The sequence below is a fragment of the Pseudomonas sp. Irchel 3E19 genome, from assembly GCF_900187585.1.
GTDB classification, from domain to species: domain Bacteria; phylum Pseudomonadota; class Gammaproteobacteria; order Pseudomonadales; family Pseudomonadaceae; genus Aquipseudomonas; species Aquipseudomonas baetica.
Window position 1 is genome coordinate 117,499 of record NZ_FYDT01000015.1, and the last position, 6,201, is coordinate 123,699.

Annotated in this window: 4 protein-coding genes and 1 pseudogene; 1 reads left to right on the top strand and 4 read right to left on the bottom strand. The window is 60.0% G+C overall.

Annotated elements, in window-relative coordinates; all coding sequences use genetic code 11:
• Positions 1 to 118: 118 nt before the first annotated feature.
• The 3 genes from CKW18_RS12365 to tpx all read right to left on the bottom strand — a co-directional run bounded on the left by CKW18_RS12365 (position 119) and on the right by tpx (position 5,200).
• Positions 119 to 3,220, bottom strand: coding sequence for an MdtB/MuxB family multidrug efflux RND transporter permease subunit (locus tag CKW18_RS12365; RefSeq protein ID WP_095189055.1), 3,102 nt, complete (start codon positions 3,218 to 3,220; stop codon positions 119 to 121).
• Positions 3,217 to 4,524 (bottom strand): MdtA/MuxA family multidrug efflux RND transporter periplasmic adaptor subunit, encoded by a 1,308-nt coding sequence (locus CKW18_RS12370; protein WP_095189056.1) that lies wholly within the window; start codon positions 4,522 to 4,524, stop codon positions 3,217 to 3,219. Before CKW18_RS12370 ends, CKW18_RS12365 begins: the two co-directional genes overlap by 4 nt.
• A gap of 175 nt (positions 4,525 to 4,699) precedes the next feature.
• On the bottom strand, positions 4,700 to 5,200 hold the full coding sequence (gene tpx / locus CKW18_RS12375) for a thiol peroxidase (protein ID WP_075945110.1): 501 nt from the start codon (positions 5,198 to 5,200) through the stop codon (positions 4,700 to 4,702).
• Positions 5,201 to 5,536: 336 nt separating this feature from the next.
• On the opposite strand from tpx, the gene CKW18_RS12380 reads away from it, so the two are divergent.
• Positions 5,537 to 5,965 carry a YciI family protein gene (locus tag CKW18_RS12380; RefSeq protein WP_095189057.1) on the top strand — a complete coding sequence of 143 codons (429 nt, stop codon included), beginning with the start codon at positions 5,537 to 5,539 and terminating at the stop codon, positions 5,963 to 5,965.
• Positions 5,966 to 5,998: 33 nt separating this feature from the next.
• On the opposite strand, the pseudogene CKW18_RS12385 reads toward CKW18_RS12380, so the two are convergent.
• A pseudogene (locus tag CKW18_RS12385) lies at positions 5,999 to 6,201 on the bottom strand (IS110 family transposase); the annotation flags it as partial.

Genomic DNA, 6,201 nt, shown 5'->3' on the forward strand with positions numbered 1-6,201 from the left:
CGCTCCACTGTGGGAGCGAGCCTGCTCGCGAAGAGGCCGTCACATCCAACATGTGTAGCGGCTGACACGCAGCTTTCGCGAGCAAGCCCGCTCCCACAAGGGGAATGTGTCCGGACAGTCATACCGCCACCTCTTCAGTGTCAGCATTGGTCTTGCCAAAGCGCCGACCGAGGCGATCGAAGTACAGGTAGATCACCGGCGTAGTGAACAGCGTCAGCACCTGACTCACCAGCAAACCGCCCACCATCACCAGACCCAACGGCTGGCGCAATTCCGCGCCCGAGCCCGTAGCGAGCATCAACGGCACCGCGCCGAACAGCGCGGCCAGCGTGGTCATCAGGATCGGCCGGAAACGCAGCAGCGCAGCCTGATAGATCGCTTCTTGCGGCGCCATGCCCTGATTGCGTTCGGCGTCGAGGGCGAAGTCGATCATCATGATCGCGTTCTTCTTGACGATGCCGATCAGCAAAATGATGCCGATGATCGCAATCATGCCCAGGTCATTGCCGCTGATCAGCAGCGCCAGCAAGGCGCCCACCGCCGCAGACGGTAAGGTCGAGAGAATGGTGATCGGGTGAATGTAGCTCTCGTACAGCACGCCGAGCACGATGTACATGGTCACCACCGCCGCCAGAATCAGCAGCAAGGTGCTCGACAGCGAAGCCTGGAACGCTTCGGCGGCGCCCTGGAACTGGGTCTGCACGCCGACCGGCATGCCGATGTCTTTCTGCACCTGCTCGATGACATCCACCGCATGCCCCAGCGCGACGCCTGGCGCGAGGTTGAACGACATCATCACCGCCGGGAACTGGCCGATATGGGTGATCGCCAGTTGCGCCTGACGCTCCTCGACATGGGCCAGACTCGACAGGCGCACTTGCGCGCCATCGGTGGTCTTGACGTGAATCTGATCCAGCGCCTGCGGGCCGATCTTCTCGCCGGCCTGCGCTTGCAGCACCACGCGGTACTGGCTGGCCTGAGTGTAAATGGTCGAGATCTGCCGCTGACCGAAGGCGTCGTACAGCGCATCGGTGATGTTCGCCACCGAAACGCCTAAACGCGAGGCCGCATCACGGTCGATCACCAGATAGACCTGCAAGCCCTTGTCCTGCAAGTCGCTGGCGACGTCGGTCAGTTCCGGGCGCTGCGCCAGCGCCTCAACCAGTCGACCACTCCACTGGCTCAGCAACTCGGAGTCCGGCGAGGACATGCTGAACTGATACTGGGTGCGGCTGACGCGGTCTTCGATGGTCAGGTCCTGCACCGGCTGCATGAACAGTCGAATGCCGACGAGTTTGTCCAGTTGCGGTTGCAGACGCGCAATGACCTCGGTAGCGGTGAGATCACGCTCGCCGTGAGGCTTGAGGTTGATCAGCAATCGGCCGCTGTTGAGCGTGGCGTTATCGCCATCGACACCGATGTAGGAAGACAGGCTTTGCACCGCCGGGTCTTCAAGAATGACCTTGGCCAGTTGCTGCTGGCGCTCGCCCATGGCGGCGAAGGAAATCGACTGCGGCGCTTCGGAAATGCCCTGGATCACCCCGGTGTCCTGCACCGGAAAGAAGCCCTTCGGCACCACCATATAAAGGAACACGGTGAGTGCCAGTGTGCCGATGGCCACCAACAGCGTCAGCGGCTGATGCTTGAGCACCCACTGCAATCCGCGACCATATTTGGCAATCATCCAGTCGATGCACGCACCGCTGGCCCGATAGAACCGGCCCTGTTCGTGTTCTTCAGGTTCGCGTTTGAGCAGACGGGCGCACATCATCGGCGTCAGGGTCAGCGACACCACGAGGGAAATCAGGATCGCCACCGCCAGGGTGATGGCGAACTCACGGAACAGCCGCCCGACCACATCGGCCATGAACAGCAGCGGAATCAACACGGCGATCAGCGACAGGGTCAGGGAAATCAGGGTGAAGCCAATCTGCTTGGCACCCTTGAGCGCGGCCTGCATGGGGCTGTCGCCCTCTTCGATGAAACGCGCGATGTTTTCCAGCATCACGATGGCATCGTCGACCACAAACCCGGTGGCAATGGTCAGCGCCATCAAGGTCAGGTTGTTGACCGAAAAACCGGCGAGGTACATCACGCCGAAGGTGCCGATCAGCGAAAGCGGCACAGCCACAGACGGGATGATCGTCGCGCTGAACCGGCGCAGGAACAGGAACGTCACCATCACCACCAGGGCGATGGCGATCAGCAGCTCATGCTGAACGTCGGTGACCGAGGCGCGAATGGTCTGGGTACGGTCGGTCAGCACGGTCACTTCGAGGCCGGCTGGCAGGTTGTCGGTGATGCTCGGCAGCAACGCTTTGATCCGGTCGACCACCTCGATCACGTTGGCGCCGGGCTGACGCTGGATGTTCAGCAGCACCGCCTGATTCATGTTGGCCCACGCCGCCAGACGCTCGTTCTCGGCGCCGTCGACGATTTGCGCGACATCCTTGAGCCGCAGCGGCGCGCCGTTTTTGTAGGCAAGGATCAGGTTGGCGTAGTCCTCGGGCGACGTCAGCTGGTCGTTGGCGTCAAGCATCGACACCCGGGTCGGGCCGTCGAAGTTACCTTTGGGCTGGTTGACGTTGGAGGCGCTGATCAAGGTGCGCACGTCGGACAGGTTCAGGCTGTTGGCGGCAAGGGCTTCAGGGTTGACCTTGATCCGTACCGCCTGACGCTGGCCGCCGGCAATGCTGACCATGCCGACGCCGCTGATCTGGGCGATTTTCTGCGCCATGCGCGTATCGACCAGATCATTGAGTTTGGGCAGGAGCATGGTTTTCGAGGTGATCGCCAGGGTCAACACCGGGGTGTCCGCCGGGTTGACCTTGTTGTATATCGGCGGCGCCGGCAAGTCGGTTGGCAGCAGATTGGTCGCGGCGTTGATCGCGGCTTGCACCTGCTGTTCGGCGACGTCCATGTTGATGTCGAGGCTGAAGCGCAAGGTCAGCACCGAGGCGCCGCCGGAGCTGGTCGAAGCCATTTGCGTCAAGCCCGGCATTTGCCCGAACTGGCGCTCGAGCGGCGCGGTCACGGCGCTGGTCATTACGTCCGGGCTGGCGCCGGGATACAGGGTCATGACGCGGATGGTCGGGTAATCGACCTGCGGCAATGCCGACACCGGCAGCAAGCGATAAGCGATCAGGCCGGCCAGAATAATGGCCAGCATGCTCAGGGTGGTGGCTACCGGACGGAGGATGAACAGCCGCGAAATGTTCATGCGCCCTTCTTGGCCTTGTCGGTGACAGCGGCGTCAGCCGGGGTGGCGGCGGACTTGCCTTGCAGGTGTTCAGTCGGCGTGGTCGGCACCTGGTTGCTGTCGTTGACCACTTCCACTTCGCTGCCTTCTTTGAGGCGATCGGTGCCTTCGAGCACCACACGGTCGCCGGCGGCAAGGCCTTCGGTGATCACCGTGTTCTCGCCGTCACTGGCGCCGATCTTCAATTGGCGAATGGTGACTTTCTTGTCGCCGTCCAGCGCATATACGAAGGTGCCATTGGTACCGAACTGGATGGCCGCAGACGGTGCCAGCACCACGCCTTTGAGGGTGTCGGCCAGCAGATGAACGTTGACGAACTGATTAGGGAACAGCGACTGATCGCGGTTCTCGTAACGGGCCTTGAATTTCAGGGTGCCAGTGGCCACGTCGATCTGGTTATCGAGGCTTTGCAGCACGCCGGTGGCTTGAAGTTTGGCATCGCCGCGATCCCAGGCTTCGGCCGGCAGTTTGGCGCCACTGCGATACCGGGCCAGCACGGTTTCGAGGCTGTTTTCCGGCAAGGTGAACGCCACGCTGATCGGTTGCGTCTGGGTGATCACTGCCAGGAACGTGGTGTCGTTGGCCGCCACCAGGTTGCCGACGTCGACCTGGCGCAGGCCGACACGACCGGCGATCGGCGCACGGATTTTGGTGAATTCGAGATTGAGCTTGGCGTCGTTGACCGCCGCCTGATTGGTTTTCACGGTACCCAGATACTGGCCGACCAGTGCTTCAGCGGTGTCCAGTGTCTGCTTGGCGATACTGTCTTCCTTGAACAGGCCGCGATAGCGCTCGACATCAACCTGCGCGTTTTTCAGTTGTGCCTGATTCTGCAACAAGGTGCCTTCAGCCTGGAGCAAGGCGTTCTGGTACGGACGCGGATCAATCTCTGCCAGCAGGTCGCCGGCCTTGACCATCTGGCCCTCTTCGAAATTGATCTTGACCAGTTCGCCGCCCACCCGGCTGCGCACGTTGATGGTGTTAAGCGCGGTGACGGTGCCCAGCGCCTTGTAATACAACGGGAAGTCCCCCGTGACCACTGGCGCCACCCGTACTGGAATCGGCCCGGTGCCGCCGCCAAAGCCCGGCCGCATCATCCCCGAACGCCCGGCATGCCCGGCCGCCCCCTTCTCGTCGCCCTCCTTGTGGGCTGAACCGGCCGGCCAGAATTTCCAGCACAGCACGGCGATAACCAACAAGACCAGCAGGCTGATCAGCCAGCGACGGGAATGACGGGGGGACGATTGCATGGAGTGATTAACCATTGGGCGCGTGGGCTTCTTCTACGGGAGGCTGAACGATAAGCACTGATGGGGATTAAGCAAAGCAGCTTTACCGGCAATTTACCTTCAACTTACGTTTCAAGGTGTGAGGCAAAACACTGATACACAAATGAAAACGGCCTGGACAGGGCCAGGCCGTTAACAATTGTAAAAGCGCTTATTTAAGAACGGCGAGCGCCGCTTCGTAATTAGGCTCTTCGGCGATTTCCTTGACCAGTTCGCTGTGCAGGACGTTGTCGTTTTCGTCCAGAACCACTACTGCTCGGGCGGTCAGGCCTTTCAGCGGGCCATCAGCGATAGCCACGCCGTAGTTCTCGATGAACTCGGCACCGCGCAGGGTCGACAGGTTCTGGACGTTTTCCAGACCTTCGGCACCGCAGAAACGCGCTTGGGCGAACGGCAGGTCAGCCGAGATGCACAGCACCACGGTGTTGCTGATGTCGTTGGCCTGAGCGTTGAACTTGCGCACGGACGTGGCGCAGGTCGGGGTGTCGACGCTTGGGAAGATGTTCAGCACTTTGCGCTTGCCGGCGAAGTCTTTCAGGGTGACGTCGGACAGATTGCCGGCAACCAGAGAAAAGGCTGGCGCCTTGGAACCGGCTTGTGGCAACTGGCCGTTGACTTGAACCGGATTGCCTTTAAGGGTGACTTGAGCCATGACTTGAGTCCTTCTGAACGTTGTTTTAGAAAATCACGCAGGGGCCGAAGTTAACCACGAAATTGTTCGACAACCTATGCCCTGACTGAAATTGTTAGGTGCCCGCGTGAAAAGTTGTATACAAAACCAGCGCAATTCCTCATGTGGGAGCGAGCCCGCTCGCGAATGCGCTGGCTCAATCAGTATAAATGTTGAATGTGACGACCTATTCGCGAGCGGGCTCGCTCCCACATTGGATTGTGTGGTGTTACTGGTCTTTTATTCAGGATCCCTGTCGATTCACCGCTGGCTCGTTCGACTAAACAACGAATCCCCACAATCCACGGAGTAACCGCCATGCGATTCATGATCCTTGTCAAAGCCAGCGCCGATTCCGAAGCCGGCGTCATGCCCAGCGAAGAACTGCTTACTGCCATGGGCAATTTCAACGAAGAACTGGCCAAGGCCGGCATTCTGGTCTCGGCTGATGGCCTGCAGCCCAGCAGCAAGGGTGCTCGCGTACGATTCTCGGGTGAAAAGCGCACCGTGACCGACGGGCCGTTCATCGAGACCAAAGAATTAGTAGCGGGTTACTGGATCTGGGAAGTGAAATCAAAAGAAGAAGCCATCGAATGGGTCAAGCGCTGCCCTAACCCGATGCCGGGCACCGACTCTGATATCGAAATTCGCCAGATATTCTCTGCCGAAGACTTCGGAGCCGAGTTCACCCCTGAAGCGCGCGCACAAGAGGAGCGCGTCCGCGAACAGGCCAAGAAAAACGGCTGAACCGACTCGCATCTGTAGATACCGTCTTGCCCCTCATCGGGCAAGGGCAATTTTCGGGTCAAATGGCTGACCCGATTTGAGAACGGCATAGACGAAATGCAGCAGCTTACGCATCGCTGCACAGATGATTTGCTTGGGGGCCTTGCCGTTGGCCTTCAAGCGGTCCTTCATGGCGATGATTGCTTTGTTGTGCTTCAGTGCAACCAATCCAGGCATGTATAGACCCGCCCGAACGC